Source organism: Thiohalocapsa halophila (assembly GCF_016583825.1).
Taxonomy (GTDB): Bacteria; Pseudomonadota; Gammaproteobacteria; order Chromatiales; family Chromatiaceae; genus Thiohalocapsa; species Thiohalocapsa halophila.
This window is the reverse complement of record NZ_NRRV01000253.1, coordinates 1-693: the sequence shown is the minus strand read 5'-3', so window position 1 is coordinate 693 and position 693 is coordinate 1. Positions and strand designations below refer to the sequence as shown.

At 63.8% G+C, this 693-nt stretch carries 1 protein-coding gene; it reads right to left on the bottom strand.

Translation table 11 applies throughout. The annotated features are described in order from the left end of the window. Positions 1-306, bottom strand: a 306-nt coding sequence (locus CKO31_RS26610; RefSeq protein WP_207148137.1) for a hypothetical protein, incomplete at its 3' end; no start/stop codon positions are given. Positions 307-693 lie beyond the last annotated feature (387 nt).

The window sequence follows — 693 nt, the reverse complement described above, 5'->3', positions numbered from 1 at the left end:
TGCAGCTCGAAGGTCGCGTCTTGTCGCCCGTAGATCCGCGGAATGCTCCTCGATCAATGCAGCTTGGGCTCCCAGGCTCGCCGTATCCCGTGCCGTCTGCTCGGTCAAGGAATCGAGCCGGAGCGTGGCGGCTTGCAAACCCGCGAGCACCTCGTCCAGGCGACTGCGGAGCTCGCGCAGCGCGCTATCATTCCGGCTCACGCCTTCCGTCTTGGAGTCGAGGTGTTCTCGAAACTCGTTGACCGTCTCCTCGCGTAAACCTGAGTGCCGGGCGTCGGGATCGACAGCTCCGGGTTGCTCGGGCATTCTGGCGGAAGTCGCATCCCGGTGGTTGCCGGATCGATCGGAGGCGGCGTTGGTCGCGCCGGAATCTTCTCCGCCGGCCGCGGTTTCTGCGACTGACCCTCGGTTGTCCTCAGTCCATTCGCAGCCCTGGCAGACCAAGAGGCAGAGAAGACACAAGCTCCATGCGATGCGCCGAACCGCTGGTGTGAGCCGAAGGCCGAGCGCGGTAGTGGGCGATGTCACCGTCATCTTGGCGCCGCATGCCCTCCGCAGGACTTCTTCCGGCGCGGTGGGGGGTCCGCTGCGAGCACAAAAAGCGCACCGAACAAGGGCGTAAATATAATCGAGGACCAGAGGTACCCCCAATAGCCCCATTTCCGTCTACGACCGAGATAGGCGACCAGCATG